The organism is Sorangium sp. KYC3313, from assembly GCF_052075895.1.
Classification (GTDB): domain Bacteria; phylum Myxococcota_A; class Polyangia; order Polyangiales; family Polyangiaceae; genus Sorangium; species Sorangium cellulosum_B.
In genome coordinates this window covers 6068278-6083965 of the sequence record NZ_CP197255.1, presented here as the reverse complement: position 1 = coordinate 6083965, position 15688 = coordinate 6068278, and the positions used below count along the sequence as shown (strand labels likewise).

The following is a 15688-nucleotide window of genomic DNA, read 5'->3' as shown; positions in this document are numbered from 1 at the left end:
GCCGCGGCGCTCGCGGATCGCTCGCTGTTCGGCGGACGAGCGTAGACAGTGCGGCTGGGCCGCGCAACCGAGCTGGCCAGCGCGGCGCTCAGCGCTCAACAGGGATGGAGCGGAGATCCTGGACGCGCAGGGGGCGACGAGGCCGGCCGGCGCTGCCCGCCGGCGCGTCGCCCTGCGCGATCACTCTGCGTAGCAGACCTCGAGGCGCGGGCGGCGCGACGCGGTGGTGTCTTCGCTGGCCCGCCACTGCGTCGCCCCCGCCGCGTCCTCTTCCATCACGAACCCGTAGTTCGGGAGGACGCCGCTCACCCAGTCCTGCACGAGATCGGTGAGGTCGGCGGTCCGATCGCCGGTGCCGTTGACGGTGACGATCGACGCGAAGCTGAGCGGCTCCCAGCTCTGGTTGTAGCTGTTCCAGCTCACGGTCGTCTCGCCCCAGGGCGCGAGGGCCTCGTGGAGACGAACGGTGGTGACCGCCGCCTTGTACACCTGATTCATCGTCAAGGTGGCCGAGTAGACCGGCGCGCCCGCGGGGATGAACGAGAGGTCGAACCAGACGAGCGCAGCACGGAAGCCTCCGGTGCCGGCTCCGCCCGTGTAGATCGACGGGTACGACCCCTCCATGTAGGTCGGCGAGCCCGACCAGAGCGTCGCGTCCCAGACCGTGCCGAAGACGCCGCGCTGCACGGTCCTGCACACGGGCGTGCCTCCGGAGCCGGCGCCGCCGGCGCCGCCGGCCCCGCCCGACCCGCTGCTGCCCACGCTCATCGCGCTGGTCATCATGACGCTGCCTGTGCTCGTGCTGGATGCGCTCGTGCTGCTCGATACGCTCGTGCTGCTGCTCGAGCTGCTCGAACCGCTCGTGCTGCTGCTCGTGCTCGAACCGCTCGTGCTGCTGGACGAGCTCGAGCTGCTCGACGAGCTCGAGCTGCTGCTGCTCCCGCTGCCAGGCGGCGCATAGGTGAGCGTCAGCTCCATGTCGAAGGACAGATCGGTCGAACTGGGGGCCGATTGCTTGACCATCACGGCGAGGATGTTGCTTCCGACCACGAAAGAGCTCGGGGAGAGCGTCACCGTGGTGAGCTCGTCGTCGCGCGACTCCGCGGACGCATAGTCACCGTAGGCCGTGCCGGTCACGCGCTTCGATGCCACCTGGGTGCCGTTGAGCCAGACGACGACGCCATCGTCGTGGATGAGCTTCATGGTCGCCTGCGCGACCGGCCCGTCGATCGGGATGATCTTCCGGAAGTAGGCGGTGGGATACGACGGCGTGGCCCGGTAGAGGGCCGTGCCCTCCCCGCCGTCGCCGTAGCCGAGCTGCCCCCAGCCCCCCTTCCACGAGGAGTCGTCGAACGTGAGGTTTTGCCAGGCCGTACCCCAGTCGACGCCCAGGTCATCGTAAACCCAGTAATCGCCGAAGTAGACCGCCGTGCGGGGGAGGCTCTGGATCGTGAAGCCGGCGTTGCTCTCGTCGGAGAGCAGCGGGTGCTCGGCATCGGAGACGCGCACGAGGGCCGTCGTCGTGTCGATGGAGGGAACCACCCAGTTGTAGCGGCCCGTGTTGGCGGCGCTGCTCGTGATCGTGGTCCAGGTCGCGCCGTCGTCGGTCGTGTACTCGATCCGAACCGTGGGGATGTTCCCCACGGTCGCCCAGCGGATCGGGAAGATGCCGCCCGGCGGCAGGCGCTCCCCGCCGTCGGGCGCCGCGACGTCGAGGGCCGTTCCCTTCACGATCGCGAAGCGATCGCTGATCACGCCGTCGTAACGAACGTTGGACACCGTGAGCCGGTTGTCCTCGACGTCGAGGAGGCACGAGCCGCTCTGCGCCTCGTTGAAGTACATGAGCGGGTGGCCTCCGGAGCCGCCCACGTACGTGCCGTGGCCGGCGACGACGTGGACCGCGCCTTCGTGGCTCCCCTTGCCAGGGAGCTTCACGTAGGGGCCGTCGCCGAGCGGCTTGCCGTCGCGCCCGTCGACGATGTGCCCGGCCGCCGTGGTCGGCGTATCGTAGGCGCCGTCCACGAGGAACGAGCGCTCGTAGTTGTGCGAGTGGCCCGCGAGCACCAGGTCGACCCCGCCCTCGTCGAGGATGGGCGCGAGGAACTCCCGGTGCTCGATGGTCAGCCAGTCCTCGTCCGAGTCGTGGGTGCCCTTCGTGTACATCGGAAAGTGCATGTACGCGACGATCCAGTCCTGCTCCGTCGCGGCGAGATCGGCGGCGAGCCAGGCCGACATGGCGCCGGTCGAGTAACGCGAGGAGCCATAGCCGTCGAGGACGACGAAGTGGACGTTCGCATAGTCGTACGAGTAGTAAGCCTCCGTGCCGGAGGGAACCCCGCCGGCCTCCCCGGCGGCAGGGAGCACGTAGGCGGTGTAGTAAGGACCGGTCTGCGTCGCCGAGTCGGAGCTCAGGCCCTCGTGGTTGCCGAACGTCGGCCACACGACCGTGTTGCGAAGGATCGCCGCGTACTGATTGAAGAAACCGTTGGTGAACTCCTCCGTGGTGCCGAAGTTGTACGCCATGTCCCCCATGTGCAGGAACAGGTTGGGGCGGTACGCGCCGACGGCGTTCAGCATCGCGTCTCGCGTCGCCCAGGGCGCCGTGCCGCCGTAGCCGGTGTCGCCGATGATCCACGCCCGGAACTTCTTCGGCGTGGACACGGGCGGCGCCGTCTCGAAGTAGAAGGAGGAGGAGCCGCCCGCCAGCACCGCGCTCGATGTACCGACGCTGTAGTAGTAGCGGGTGTTCGGCGTGAGCCCGCCGATGAGCACCTCGTGCTGGGTCGCGAGCGCGCCGAGATCCACCGTCTGCGTCAGATTCGCCGGATCGGTCCCGTAGCGCACGCGACTGTCCGTGCCCACGTCGGTCGTCCACACCACGTAGACCGAGCTGGGCGTCAACGACTGCAGATAGGGCTGCCTCATCACCGACTGGGCGGCCGCCTGGCCGGCCCACGCCATCGTCACTGCCACCGACGCTGCGGCCAGATGTCCGGGGTTCAATTTCATTGCTTCACCCTCCGAGCTTGCTGATTCATCCCGCCTTGCCTCCAACAAACGCTCGCCATGCGGCGAGCCGGGCGCCTTCCCGGCACGGTCACGCCAGCGATCGCATCGCGCCTGATGCCGCGCGCGAGCAGCGCATCGGACGTGAACGCGCTGCTACCATCTTACCGAAACCATACATGGGAGATCATCTTAAATCGGAGCGCCACGCGCCGGCGGCAGGCCACTCCGGTCTCTGTCTCTGAGCGGCGACGGAGAGGGCAGCGATTGCCGGGGTGCGCTCAAGGCACAACAGAATTCCGTCGCCACTGTCGAGTGAGCGCCAACACTGGCCAACACTGACTACGTTCCCGGCGCCGACGATCGGCGCTCGTCGTCCCGGCGTTCAATCGCGTCCGTCGCGTCCGACGCGTCCGTCGCGTCCGTCGCGTCCGCTTGCTCTTGCTCGGACGCTCGCACGGAGAACGGACGCCGGGGCCTTCGCCCGTAGCCGCCTCGCGCGACAGCGGTAGGTCAGTCTTGCAAAGCCTTTCTGCTCCCTGGCCAGCTGGTGCGGCGCCCCTGCGCGCCCCGCTGCAGGATTATCGTGAGGACCTCAAAGCATTGTCGTCGAGCAGCGGGGTCGCTGCACGATCGAGGGAAGCTAGCATGAACTCTTTTTCGATTGTATGAGGGATACGTGTCATCGCGATTTCTGACTTTCCGCGCGGGACCTGGGCGCACGATTGCGACGGGGGTGTGCGCTGGATCGCGGGCGCGGGGCGGCTCCACCCCGCGATTCTCGCCATTCCCGCGTATCCCGCGAGCAACGACGGTCGGGCTCACCGCGATGGCGGCGGTCAGCGCTGCCGCCATGGCAGCCGTCCTGCTCCTGGGCGAGCACCCTGCGCTGGCGGATCCGGGGGAGCCGGCCGAGGTCGAGGCGCGCCGCCTCGTCCATGTGCTCGGCTACGTCGCCATGGACTATGGCGGGTGCGTCGCGAACGGCGCCGTCACCAGCGTCATCGAGTATGACGAGCAGCTGGCGCTGCTCGGCGAGGCGATCCTGGTCGCCACCCGCATCCAGCCGTCCGCGCTCGAGAGGGAGGCGGGCGACCTCGCGCAGGGCATCGTCAGCGTGCGCGAGCTCGTCGAGGCGAAGGTCGCCGCGGATCGGGTCGCCATCGCGGCCCGGGGCGCGCGTGATCGGGTCGCGTCCGCCTTCCGGCTGGCGGAGGCGCCGCTCTCGCGGCCCGACGCGGAGCGCGGCGCGGCCCTCTACCAGGAGAACTGCGCCATCTGCCACGGCCCGACGGGGCACGCCGATACCCGGCGCGCGGCGAGCCTGGTCCCGCACCCGGCGAACTTCCACGACGCGAGCATCGCCGAGCAGCTCGCGCCCGTCGGTGTCGAGTCCGCGGTTCGATTCGGCGTCAGCGGCACGGCCATGGTGCCGTTCACCTTTCTCTCCGCCCGCGACCGCTGGGACCTCGCCTTCCACGTCGTCGGCCTCCACCACCCCGAGCCCGGCGAGAGCTCGAGGCCGCTCGATCTGCCGGACTACTCCATGGTCGAGCTCGCGGTCCGCTCCGACGCGGACCTGCGCGCCGAGCTCTCCGCGCGCGGGATCCCCGCCGAGCGGCACGCGGCGCTCCTCGCGGAGCTCCGGCGGCGCGTCGCCTATGGCGGCGAGGCCGCGTCACACCCCCTCTCCATCGCCCGCGCCGCGTTCGACAGGGGGCGCGCCGCGCTGCGCGAGGGCAGGCTCGCCGACGCGCGCGAGGCGCTCAGCACGGCCCAGCTCGACGGCATCGACGCGGCCGAGGCGAGCGTCCGCACCGTGAAGGAGGCGCTCGCGGACGACCTCGGCGACGGCGCCTTCGCCCTTCGAGCGGCGCTCGCGGCAGGCGCGACGACAGACACGCTCGACGCGGGCATGGCCACGCTCCTGCGCGACGCGACCTACGCCGAGGTCGCGCTCGCGCGGTCCGGAGTCGCGCCAGGTCGGCTCGTGGCCCAGGTCTCGAGCCGCTTGGCGCTGCGCGAGCTCGCCGCTGCGGCGCTGTTCCTCGCCGCGCTCGCCGCCGCCGCGCCGTCACGGAGCCGGCGCGTCGTCCACGTCGCGTCGGGCGCGGCGCTGCTGCTCGCGCTCGCCGCCTGGGTCGCGGCGGCGCTCGCGCACCTGGCCGGCTTCTGGCGAACGCTCACGGCAGGCGCGACGATCTCGCTCGCGCTCGCGGCGCTCGCCGGCGCGGCGGCGCTCGGCCGGCGGCGCGGCGCGCGGCAGGTGAGCTCGCACGATCCATTGCATGGCGGCCTGTCGCGAGGCGGCCGAGCGGCCGTGTTCGCGGCCGCGCTGCTGGCCTGCTTCGGCGCGGCGTTCTCGGCGCTCGACGCCGCGCTCGGGGTGTCGCTCCCCGTCGCGCCGCCCGCCGTGGCCGGGGTGTTGATCGCGCTCGCGCTGCTCGCCGCCGGCGCGGCACTGGTCACCCGCGCGAGCCGGGCGGCCGCGCGCCGCTGGGCGAGCCCTCCCGCCTGGCTCGCCTGCCTGCTGTGCGTCCCGCTCGCCGGCCGCGCCGTGGCCGCCCTCCAGCTCTGCGGGCTGCTGCCGCTCCACCGGCTGCCGCTCCCTCGATTCACCGCGCTCGGCATCTACCCTGCGGTCGAGACTTGCCTCGTCCAGGCAGCGCTGCTCGGGCTCGCGCTCGCCGGCGTGGCCCGCGGCCGCCGCGCCGAAGGCGCGTGTTGACGGACGCCGCGCCACGATCGGCAACACCCGGTGATGCCGCGCCACGATCGGTAACGCGGTCGGTTCATCGACATCGCTCGAGCGCTCCGCGCCGTGCGTCCGCGCGACTCCAGCGCTCATGGGATTGCAATGCGCGGTCGAGAAGAGCGCGCCCGGGGCGCCGTGACACGGTCGACGCCACAGGGCTGTCGCCACGGAGCTCGCCAGAGCTACCGAGTCGCCGACAGGCGATGGCGGAGGCTTCCTCACGCCGACATATCATGTAGGGAACGGTCGCTCCGCGCAGGCGAGCTGCCTTGATTCGACAGGCTGAGCAGCGCTGGGTCGGCGAGGGGCCGCCAGCCGCTGTCTCGAGCCCGCGCCGCGGCGGCTCGCGTCGCGACCGACGCGCTTCCATTCTGGCACGCAGCGTCCTATCGTGATTGGCTGAAGCTTCTCGGAGATCCCTTCCATGACCATGAACAGCAAGCTGGCTTTTGCGCGGTGGACCGGCGGGTGCCTCATTGCGGTGCTCGGGGCTGGATGTGCCCAGATCTTCGGCTTCGATAAGTTATACGAGGTCGCGCACGGCAACACCGGGGGCGCTGGCGGGGAGGGCGGCACCGGCGGCACGGACGCGGGAGGCGGGGGCGCTGGCGGCGAAGGCGGCACCGGCGGCACGGACGCGGGAGGCGGGGGCGCTGGCGGCGAAGGCGGCACCGGCGGCACGGACACGGGAGGTGGAGGAGCCGGGAGTGAATGCCCGGAGCCGCCGCTGGGCGACCCCACGCTGGAACTGTCGTTGATCGACGACATGGAAGATGACGACCATTTCATCATCGAAGTGAAAGATGAAACGAACCCACGGCGAGGGCTCTGGTTCGTAGCGAACGATGGCAAGGGGACGCAAACGCCCGGAGTGGGCGAGCAATTCGTGATGAGCCTCCTCGAATCGCCGCGCGGCGACAGCACGCTGGCAGCGCACGTGGTGGCCGACGACTTGTTCGAAAGCTGGGGAGCCCTCTTCGGCTTCCAGCTGAACAGCCCTTCGTCGTCCCAGCTGGGCCTCTACGACGCCTCCGAGTTCAGCGGGGTCACCTTCTTTGCCTACGCCGACGGAGGCTCCTACAACAAGGTTCTCGTGGACGTCGTCGACGCACAGACCTGGCAGGATGGCGAGATCTGCACCGCTGCTGACGGCGGATGCAGCGATCACTTCACCAAGACCATCTCGCTGACGAACTGCTGGACTCAAATCAAGGTGCCCTTCGCCAGCCTCAAGCAGTCCGGCTGGGGCCAGGCGTTCGAGGCGGTCGACATGACGAAGATCTGGGCCATCCAGTTCCGCTTCGCAGCGAGCCGTCAATTCAGCGTGTGGATCGACGACGTGGCGTTCTACAAGGAGCCGGCGCCGGAGACGGACCCCGAGGCCACGACCCCGTGAGCGCCGGCGCCGCGCGCGAGCTCGCGACGAGGGTCGAGCCCGCTCAGCGTCGAGACGCTGGCGCCGACGAGGTGCAGCCCGAGCACGGCGCCGATCCCCTCGCCCACCCGTAGTCCCAGATCGAAGAGCGGCTCGAGACCGAGCTCGGTGAGCGCGAGGGCCGCCGCCGGCTCGGTCGAGCGGTGCACCGCGAGGAGCCATGGCCGGAGCGCTGGGGCCATCCTGACGGCGCAGAGGGCCGCGGTGTACGCCGTCAGCCCATCGACGACGACGCCCACGCGCAGCCGCGCGGCCTCGAGCGCGAAGCCGGCCATCGCGGCGATCTCCAGCCCGCCGACCTTCGCCAGCACATCGAGGGGGTCCGCCGGATCGGGCGCGTGAAGCGCGAGCGCGTCGGCGACGACGCCGGCCTGGCGCGCGACGCCCTCCGCGTCGAGGCCGGCGCCCGGTCCCGCGAGGCTCGCCGGCGGCGCGCCCGTGAGGGCGCACAGGACGGCTGTCGCCGCGGTCGTGTTGCCGACGCCGATGTCGCCGGCGCCCGCGAGCGTGACGCCGTCCGCGGCGAGCGCGCGGGCGATCTCGGCGCCCGCCTCCATCGCGCATGCCACCTCGTCGCGCGTCATCGCCGGCTCGCGCCGCAGGTTCCCTGTGCCACGCCGCACCACCCGCGGCGCCAGCGGGACGACAGGCGCGCACGGCAGCGCCGAGAGATCGCCCGCGAGGCCGACGTCGACCGCGACGAGCCGCACGCCGTGGCGGGCCGCCAGCGCCGAGACCGCCGCGCCCCCGGCCATCACGTCCGCGAGCCTCGCCGTCGTCGCCGAGGAGGGGTGAGCGCTCCCGCCCTCCGCGATGACGCCGTGATCCGCGCAGAACACGGCCAGCCCCGGCGCGGGCAACGGGAGCGGAAACTCGCCACGCACGCCGGCCCACCACGCCGCGAGCTGCTCTAGCCGCCCCAGGCTGCCCGCCGGCAGGCCGAGCGTGGCCTGGTGCGCACGGGCGGCCTCCATGGCGGCGGCGGCGAGCGGTGGGATCGCCGTCGTGCGGAGCGATGAGCGCGGCGGCTCGCTGGCGCGGCACGCCGCGGGCGCGCCGGCGTCGTCGCGGTCTTGCCAGATGCCATGTTCGTGGACGACCTCATCGACAGCGCGCCGCGCTCGCCAGCCGCTCTCTTCCAGCATCGGTCGCCGCCGGAACGCGACGGGGTGGCCCAGGCAGAGATACGCAATCGGCTCCACCCCCGGCGGGAGGCGCAGCTCGGCGCGGAGGACGGCGGGCTCCACGATGCTGACCCAGCCGACGCCGACGCCCTCGGCGCGCGCGGCGAGCCAGAGGTTCTGCACCGCGCAGCACGCGCTCGCGCGCACCGCCTCGGGCTGGACGATCGTGCCCAGGATCGCCTCCCCGCGCGGCCTCAGGTCGACCGCGACGCACAGGTTGAGCGACGCCTCGAGGATCCCCTCGAGGCGATAGGAGAGGTACTGCTCGCGCCGGCCCTCCGGAAAACGGGCAGCCTCCGCCTGACGGCAGCGAAGGAAGCTCTCGCGGATCCGCGCGCGCTGCGCCTCGTCACGCACAACGACGAAGCCCCAGGGCTGGGAGAATCCCACGCTGGGCGCCAGGTGGGCGGCCTCGAGGATGCGCCGCAGGACAGCCCGGTCGAGCGCGCGCCCCGGCTCGAAATGCCGCACGTCGCGCCGCAGGGCGATGACGTCGTAGACCGCCTGCCGCGCTCCCTCGTCGAAGGCGGCGACGGCCTCCGGGACCAGGTACGACGGTTCGTGTGTGGCGTTCACGGCGGTCAGCTACCACAGTTGCCAGGCGATGGGCAGCCGGCGGCCGTGCGCTGCGGACGGCCCCCCTCGCGCGCCTTCCTTCGAGCCAGCGAGCCGCGCCGATGGGGCGCTGGGCGAGCGGGGCCGCCGCGACGATCACGCCCATCACGAGGGGCCACCCCGGTTAACCGCAACTACCCTGCCCTCGACAGGGAGAACCCCTCGTATCCCTGTGCCGCGACCGCCTCGCACCGCTTTCTGTAGGCGCCGACGCCCCCGGCATAGGGCATGAGGACGCGCGGCTTGCCGGGGATATTCGCCCCGACGTACCAGGAGCTGGCCAGCGGATACAGCGTGCCTTCGGCCACCTCGTTGGCGTGCGCGACCCACCCCTCCTCCGCCTCGGCGGTGGCCTCGATGCACGCGAAGCCTCGCTCTCGCAGGTACGCGATGCACTCCGCGATCCATTCCACGTGCTGCTCGATGGAGACGATCGCATTGCTGAACACGGACGGGCTCCCAGGCCCGGTGATCGTGAACAGGTTCGGGAAGCCGGCGATGGCGACGCCGAGGTACGTGCGCGGGCCGTCGGCCCACCTCGCCGTGAGCGGCTCGCCGCCCCTCCCGCGGAGCTCGATCCTGGTCAGGGCGCCCGTCATGGCGTCGAAGCCCGTGGCGAGCACGAGGCTGTCGAGCGCGTACTCCGCGCTCCGCGTCCGGAGCCCCGCCTTCGTGATCTCCTCGATAGGCGAAGCCTTGACGTCGACCAGCGTGACGTTCTCCCGGTTGAAGGTCTCGTAATAGCCGGTGTCGACGCAGAGCCGGCGGGTGCCCAGCGGATACCCCCTCGGCGACAGCGCCTCGGCGACGTCCGGGTCGCGGACCGTCGCGCGGATCCGGGATCGGACGAACTCGGCGGCGGTCTCGTTGGCTTCCCGGGACCGCATCACGTCCGAGAACGTGGCGAGGAAGCCGGTGCCGCCCTGCTCCCAGCGAGCCTGATACGCGCGCTCCCGCTCCTCGGGCGGCACCTCCAGCGCGGACCGCGGGTCGACGTCCATGATGACGCCGGCGCGCGTCTCGCGGGCCCTCTGCCGGTGCTCCGCGTAGTTCGCCTTCATCCGCGATTCGTAGGCCGCCTCCAGGGGCGCGTTGCGCGCTGGCACGCTGAAGCACGGGGTCCGCTGGAAGACGAAGAGGCGCGCCGCCTGCTCGGCGATGGCGGGGATGACCTGGACGCCGGACGAGCCCGTGCCGATGACGCCGACGCGCTTGCCGGTGAAGTCGACGCCGCCGTGCGGCCAGTGGCTGGTGTGGTATCGCTCGCCCCGGAATGCCTCGAGCCCCTCGAGGTCGGGCACCTTCGCGGCGGACAGGCAGCCTGTCGCCATGATCAAGAACCCGGCGGACACGCTGGCGCCGTCGTCGGTCCGGATCACCCACCGATCCGTCGCCTCGTCGAAGGCGGCCGCGGTCACCCGCGTCCGGAGCTGGATGTGCGCGCGGAGCTCGAACCTGTCCGCGACGTGCTCGAGATAACGCAGGATCTCCGGCTGCGTGGCGTATCGCTCGGTCCACGTCCATTCCTGCTGGAGCTCGGGAGAGAACGAGTAGGAGTAGTCCATGCTCGCAATGTCGCAGCGCGCGCCGGGGTAGCGGTTCCAGTACCAGGTGCCGCCCACCCCGCCGCCCGCCTCGTAGACGCGGACAGAGAGGCCGAGCCGGCGCAGGCGGTAGAGCATGTACAGACCCGCGAAGCCGGCGCCGACGACGACGGCGTCGACGCGGCCCCGAGGCGCGGGGCTGTCTCCTGAACGATTCGACTGCACGTCAGACATGATGTTCGCCTCCCTCTCCGGACATGGGTGCGCGAGCGGCCGCCCGAGGCCCCGCGCGATCGCTTCAGAGACGCGCGCCGCCCTGCGCCCGCGCCGGGCGTGGGGCGCGGTGGACGCGAAGGGCGAGCGCCATCAAGCCCAGGACCAGCACCACCCCGAGCTGCACGAGGCCGCTCCACCCCAGCGCCGACAGGAGCGCACCGGACGTGAGCGACGCCGCGCCGCTGGCGGCGAACACGCACAGATCATTGACGCCCTGCGCCCGGAAACGCTCGGGGCCGGACCGGCTGCGCGCGACCAGGGTCGTCGCGGTCACGAACACGTAACACCATCCGACCCCGACCAGCGAGAGCCCGACCAGGTGCCCTTCGAGCCCTGGAGCCAGGCTGATCACGAACCCCGCCAGCAGGAAGAGCAGCCCGAGCCCCTGGAGCGCCGCGATCGACATCCGCTTGAGGAGGGCGCCGACCGAGAGCGAAGGCAGGTACATGCTCAGGAGGTGCACCTCGATCACCCAGCCCGCCTGCCGGATCGAGCTCTGCTCGACGCCGCACATCTGGAGGGGCGTCGGCACCATGATGAGGCTCATCACGAGGAAAGCGCCCGCGCCAATCGCCACCATGGGCCAGTACAGCGCGGGAGCCCCCGGGTCGGGCGCGGCGGAGGCCTCCGCGACCCGCGCTTCCTGCGGCCGGTACGACACGAACGCGAGCGCCGCGACGACCTGGAGCGCCGAGAGGACGAGCAGGGCAGAGGGCAGCTCGCTGGACGTCCGTCCTTCCAGCAGGCCGAAGAGCGAGATGCCAGGGACGATGCCGAGCGCGCTCGCGAGCTGGATCATGGTCAGGAGGCGCGGCGCCCGATGGCTCTCCTGCCCTTCGAGGATCGCGAAGCGAACCTGCTGCACGAAGGCGCCGTGCAGGCCGACGCCGGAGACCGCCGCGCAGAACAGCGGGAGATCGGAGCGGTCCGCCGCGCGCGCCGCGAGCGCGAGGCAGCCGGCAGACAGGAGCGCCGCGGCGATGAAGCAGGGCTTGCGCCCGAAGCGGCGCATCAGCTGGCTGGCCGGCCAGGTGCCCAGCGCCGAGGACAGCACGAGCACGGCCACCGGGAGCGTCGCGAGCCGCATGTCCCTCGCGAGCCGCTCACCCACCACGCTGCCGGCGAACTGGATCGACACCACGGAAGCGATCCCCAGGACCTGGCAAAGCAGCAGGACCAGCGTGTTGACGGACGTGGCGGGCGCGGGCGCGGTGATGACAGTCCGATGGCTCAACGGACGCGCTCCACGCCGGGCAGGACGGCCCCGTTCCCCGCGTCGAGCGCCGCGATCGCCTCGAGGGAGAGGCCTAGGCGCTCGTGGAGAAAGCGCACCATCGTCCAGTACGGCAGCGCGCCCTCGTCGAAGGGCCCGAACTCGTCGCGGTAGAGCGGCAGCCAGCGCAGCGCCTCCTCGATCGCCTGCTCCCGGCTGGCCTGCGCCTCCTGATAGTCCTCGTAGGGCAGGCTGCGGTGATGGATGAAGAAGCGCCCCGGGAGGCGCTCCTCGCACAGCTCGCGGTACTCCCGCGTCTGCAAGATCAGGTAGTGCCAGACCTCGTCGATCGCCTGCTCCACGGGCAAGAACAGCCCTGCCAGCGGCTCCGGATAGCGCGATATCAGGTAGAGGTACCGCAGGCATTCGAGCACCTGACGCTCGACGGTCGCGGGCTCCTCGCCGGTGGTCCGCACGAAATGGCGCACCACGCCGGAGAAGAGCGCGCCGTCGAGCCGCGCCTTCAGCGCGGCCGCCGTCACCCTGGGTCGTTCCATCGTCACGAGCCACCTCGCTCCGCGGCCTCGCCGCCCTGCACCAGCCATGCGTACTTCCCGGACTTGCCGATCGCGAGTTGGGCGCGGTGCTCGAGGACGCAGTCGAGGCCGGCGCCCTCCCAGATCCGCTCTCGCAGCGCGCGCGCAGCGGCCGGAGCGGCGGGCGCGCCGTCGAAGGTGGTATAGAGCAACCGGCCCCGCCGCTGTCCCTCCGCGTGGAGCTGATAGACGAAGACGGACGGCGCGGAGACGGCGATCCAGTCATCGAGATCGGCCTGCGAGATCGGGCCCCTCTTCTGGGCCCAGAGGAGCTCCCGCTCGCGCCCGCAGAACCGGCGGATCCGGAGCGGATCGGGGGAGCCGTCGACCGTCTCGGCGCAGTCGCCCGAGCGATAACGGATGAGCGGCATGCAGGGGTTGCGCACGCTCGAGACGATGAGGCTGTAGATCGCGCTGCCCTCCTCGACAGGGATCAGCTCCAGGTGCATCTGGTCCAGGTAAGGCCAGTAGCGGCCGTGACGATCGCTGTAATACAGATATCCGAGCTCGGTGCTGCCGAACAGGTCGACGATCGGGCATTCGAAGCGCTGCGCCAGGAACCGCCGCACGTTCCTCGGCGTGAGCTCGTAGGCGTGAACGATGCTGGCCGGCCTCGGAAACCGCTCCCACGCTCCGATGTCCATGGCCTTCTTCACCAGGTGAGCGAGGTGGTAGCCATCGCAGTCGAGGTGGTAAAGGCGTCGCGGATGCGCCTCCCGGACGGCGCTCATCTCGGCGAGCATGCGCTCGACGTCGCCCCGATCCCAGAGCGCCGGGTCGAGCCGCAGGTTGATATAGAGCGTCCGCGCGTCGAGCCGGCGCTCCTCGAGGCTGGGGAGCGCCGGCACCTCGGCGCCGCGCCGCCTCGCGGCGAGCCGCGCCACGTGCTCGGTCGCCAGCACCGTGGTGACCGAGACGCGCTGGCAGCCCTCATGCCAGGTGACCGCGAGGTCGGGGTGCTCGCTCCACAGGCGGTAGTACGATTTCAGAAGGAAGAAAGGCGGGCGGATGATCTGCATCCGCGCGTGGTTGGTCCCGGTCGAGAGCACGAGCTCCGCCTCGCCGACCTTCAGCGCCTCGGCGAGCCTCGGGGTCATCCAGTTGTCCGGAAAGCCTCTTGCGATCTCCGGCTTGTCCAGGATCGGGAAAGAGCCCTTCTCGATCGACTGTCGGTAGATAGGGATGTCCTTGACCTGATCGATCATCGCTGCGAGCGTCGGTCCGCGGGCGTCCATCGGTCGACTCCAGGAAAAAGGTTGAACGGCCATCGAGAAGCGCAGCCCCCGTCGGTCCGGGCGCGCGCGAGCGAGGCAGAAGATCACGGGAAGATGAACATGGTCTTGCCGCCTCGCTCGCGGCCCCGGCGGCTCCGTCAGCTGATGCAGCCGGCCTTCTTCGAGATGCAGCCCGCCTTCCGCGAGATGCAGCCGGCCTTCTTCGAGATACAGCCTTCCTTCCGCGAGATGCAGCCGGCGTCGAGGGTCGGCGCACCGGACGTGTTGGCCGCGATCCACTGCTTCCAGAGACGGTCCTGGGCGATCTGCCGAATCAGGTGATCCATTCGAACCTCCGATGATGTGATGTTGGACGATGCAACCACGGCGCACACGTCCACAACCCGCGCAGGGCGGCGGTCGTGTGCTCGACGGTCCGGCAGACACCATTTGTGGGCAGCCCGACCGTCTCGCTGACTATACGGTTCGACCCGAAGGGGTCAAGGCGGCCAATCCGTGGGTGGATCGCGCCGCCCGGCCATCCGCCGAGTCGGCCGCTCCAGAACCAATGGAACTATCTCGGCGCGCGGCCATTCCGACGATCGCCGTTCGCCGGTTCCACCGGGGGATCCCGCGCGATACGCTCCTTGCTCCCTTTCGAAAGCGAGCGAGAGAATGACCCGAGAGCTCCGTTCCCTCATCACAGGATCCAGCAGCGGCTTCGGCCGCGCGACCGCCGTCACCCTCGCCCGCGCGGGACACCGCGTCTTCGCCGGGATGCGCGCGATCATGTCGAGGAACGCGGGGCCGGCGTCCGAGCTCGCGGAGCTCGCCGCGCGCGAGGGGCTCGCGCTCCGCGTGATCGAGCTCGACGTGACGAGCGACGCCTCGGTCGACGCGGGCGTTGCGCGCGTGCTCGACGAGGCGGGCGGCGTCGACGTGGTGATCAACAACGCGGGCGTCCTGTCCCAGGGGCCGATCGAGGCGTTCACCGTGGCGCAGGCCGAGGCCACCTTTCAGGTGAACTACCTCGGCGCCGTGCGCGTCAACCGCGCCGTGCTGCCCGCGATGCGCCGGCAGAAGAGCGGCCTCCTCGTCCACGTGAGCAGCGCCGTCGGGCGGGTCGCGACGCCGCTCTTCGGCCATTACAGCGCGAGCAAGTTCGCGCTGGAGGCGATGGCCGAGTGCATCAGTTACGAGCTCGCGCCGCTCGGGATCGACGTCGCCATCGTCGAGCCGGGCGCGTTCCCGACGACCGGCGTGATGCTCAACGCGATGCAGGCCGACGAGGCTCGATCGGCCGAGTATGGGGCCCTCTTCGCGCTCGCCGCGGAGCTGTGGAAGCCGGTGATCGAGACGATGAAGCGCCAAGGTCCGCCAGACCCGCAGCAGGTCGCGGACGCGATCCTGAAGCTCGCGGAGCTGCCGGCCGGGGAGCGGCCGCTGCGCACCGTGCTCGACCCGCTGGGCAACGGCGCCGCGGAGGAGATCAACCGCAGGACCGAGGACGTGCAGCGGGCGTACATCGAGTGGATGGGCCTCGGCGGCGTGCTCAGGCGAGCCGGCGGGTAGCGCGCAGCGGCCGGGATCCGCGGGGCGCGGAGCTCTCGGCGCCTCCCTGGGACACGAACCATCTCCGAGCTCCCGTCACAGCGCGAATGTCAAGACCGAACCGGGCCGCCAGCCTGGCTCGCGCGCCTGTGCACCGGCAGCTGAAATGAAACACCGTGTCCATCCGTCGCTGCGTCGCGCAACGCGCGTCATTCGTCAGCGGTGCTCCGCCGACTCCGCTGCGAACGGGCGCCCCTGCGGGTGCGGCTGAGTGGCGCAGGATGAAGTGATTTTCGTCT

Annotated in this window: 10 protein-coding genes; 3 read left to right on the top strand and 7 right to left on the bottom strand. The window is 71.0% G+C overall.

Going from position 1 to position 15688, the window contains the following annotated elements:
- Window positions 1-180: 180 nt before the first annotated feature.
- Window positions 181-3009, bottom strand: a complete 2829-nt coding sequence (locus tag ACSRUE_RS23675) for a DNRLRE domain-containing protein (RefSeq protein WP_441292985.1) — start codon at window positions 3007-3009, stop codon at window positions 181-183.
- An 850-nt stretch (window positions 3010-3859) separates the two neighbouring features.
- Between ACSRUE_RS23675 and ACSRUE_RS23670 the strand changes: the two genes are divergently transcribed.
- Both ACSRUE_RS23670 and ACSRUE_RS23665 read left to right on the top strand, forming a co-directional pair.
- Complete coding sequence (locus ACSRUE_RS23670) at window positions 3860-5734, top strand: c-type cytochrome (RefSeq protein WP_441292984.1); 1875 nt, start codon at window positions 3860-3862, stop codon at window positions 5732-5734.
- A gap of 451 nt (window positions 5735-6185) precedes the next feature.
- Entirely contained in the window at window positions 6186-7157 is a 972-nt protein-coding gene (locus tag ACSRUE_RS23665; protein WP_441292983.1) for a hypothetical protein, read from the top strand.
- Here ACSRUE_RS23665 and cobT read toward each other — a convergent pair.
- The 6 genes from cobT to ACSRUE_RS23635 form a co-directional block, all read right to left on the bottom strand.
- On the bottom strand, window positions 7109-8956 hold the full coding sequence (cobT, locus tag ACSRUE_RS23660) for a nicotinate-nucleotide--dimethylbenzimidazole phosphoribosyltransferase (RefSeq protein ID WP_441292982.1): 1848 nt from the start codon (window positions 8954-8956) through the stop codon (window positions 7109-7111). The two genes, ACSRUE_RS23665 and cobT, sit on opposite strands and share 49 nt — an antisense overlap.
- A gap of 173 nt (window positions 8957-9129) precedes the next feature.
- A complete protein-coding gene (locus ACSRUE_RS23655; protein ID WP_441292981.1) occupies window positions 9130-10773 on the bottom strand; it encodes a flavin-containing monooxygenase in 1644 nt (547 codons plus the stop codon).
- 64 nt (window positions 10774-10837) lie between these two features.
- Window positions 10838-12049, bottom strand: coding sequence for an MFS transporter (locus ACSRUE_RS23650; protein WP_441292980.1), 1212 nt, complete (start codon window positions 12047-12049; stop codon window positions 10838-10840).
- Window positions 12046-12585, bottom strand: coding sequence for a glycine-rich domain-containing protein (locus ACSRUE_RS23645; protein WP_441292979.1), 540 nt, complete (start codon window positions 12583-12585; stop codon window positions 12046-12048). The genes ACSRUE_RS23650 and ACSRUE_RS23645 overlap by 4 nt, the downstream gene beginning before the upstream one ends.
- A 2-nt stretch (window positions 12586-12587) precedes the next feature.
- Window positions 12588-13859: a hypothetical protein gene (locus ACSRUE_RS23640; RefSeq protein WP_441292978.1), complete on the bottom strand. Its 1272-nt coding sequence runs from the start codon at window positions 13857-13859 to the stop codon at window positions 12588-12590.
- Between the two features lie 137 nt (window positions 13860-13996).
- Window positions 13997-14185 (bottom strand): hypothetical protein, encoded by a 189-nt coding sequence (locus ACSRUE_RS23635; RefSeq protein ID WP_441292977.1) that lies wholly within the window; start codon window positions 14183-14185, stop codon window positions 13997-13999.
- 328 nt (window positions 14186-14513) lie between these two features.
- Here ACSRUE_RS23635 and ACSRUE_RS23630 point away from each other — a divergent pair, with 328 nt between their 5' ends.
- Window positions 14514-15410 (top strand): SDR family oxidoreductase, encoded by an 897-nt coding sequence (locus tag ACSRUE_RS23630; protein ID WP_441292976.1) that lies wholly within the window; start codon window positions 14514-14516, stop codon window positions 15408-15410.
- The last annotated feature ends 278 nt before the right edge of the window (window positions 15411-15688 follow it).